The sequence below is a fragment of the Nocardia paucivorans NBRC 100373 genome (assembly GCF_000308675.1).
GTDB lineage: Bacteria > Actinomycetota > Actinomycetes > Mycobacteriales > Mycobacteriaceae > Nocardia > Nocardia paucivorans.
Genome location: NZ_BAGE01000072.1, coordinates 1 through 327, shown reverse-complemented (window position 1 = coordinate 327; position 327 = coordinate 1). Strand labels below are relative to the sequence as shown.

The following is a 327-nucleotide window of genomic DNA, read 5'->3' as shown; positions in this document are numbered from 1 at the left end:
GCGAGCTCACCGCGGTCGCTGATCCCCCTGTCGAACCACAACTCACCCAACCGACGTTCGATCTGCGAGTTCAGACCTCTCGCGAGTTCCGCCAGCCACACCCGCGGCGCCCGATCGACCAACTCCCGCGCCCGCCCGGTCGAGAGCCCGGAGCCGGCACCGAGCTCCCGCAGCTCGGCAAGGAAAGCCCGAACCTCCGGCGTATCGGGCACCGCCGAAAGCCCCCGCAACGGACCGGACGAATTCTCCGGCACGAGGAGATCGGTGGTTCCGCCACCGGCGGTGACCTCGAGCAATTTCCAGGTCAGTTTCTGGGCCACGCGGTTT

The 327-nt window shown here is 67.9% G+C and carries 1 protein-coding gene; it reads right to left on the bottom strand.

The window, feature by feature from the left end; translation table 11 throughout:
* On the bottom strand, positions 1 to 327 hold a 327-nt coding region (locus tag ON32_RS23305; protein ID WP_040793160.1), incomplete at both ends, for a hypothetical protein.